Source organism: Limimaricola sp. G21655-S1 (assembly GCF_027213785.1).
Classification (GTDB): Bacteria; Pseudomonadota; Alphaproteobacteria; order Rhodobacterales; family Rhodobacteraceae; genus Limimaricola.
In genome coordinates, this window is sequence record NZ_JAPWGO010000268.1 from 1 (window position 1) to 265 (window position 265).

1 protein-coding gene is annotated in these 265 nt (G+C 61.9%); it reads left to right on the plus strand.

The features are described 5' to 3' along the window. Positions 1 to 265 (plus strand): TadE/TadG family type IV pilus assembly protein (locus tag O4G76_RS20725; protein WP_269399003.1); only part of this gene is annotated, 265 nt, incomplete at both ends.

Consider the following 265-nt stretch of genomic DNA (forward strand, 5'->3'; position numbering starts at 1 on the left):
CTTCTGGACTTCATCTGCCTTGACCGGACCGCAGCCGCGCCTGGGCTTTGTTGACGAATTGCGCGCGTTTCGCAGCGACGAAAGTGATGTTCTCGCCAAGCCGATGATCATGATTCTCGTCTTGATGTTCGCGTTAGGCGGGCTGGGGATGGACCTTGTGCGCATGGAGCGCGACCGGACCAATCTGCAATATACGCTGGACCGTGCGGTGCTGGCGGCGGCCGACCTCGACCAGCCGCTGGACCCGGAAGCGGTGGTGATCGAC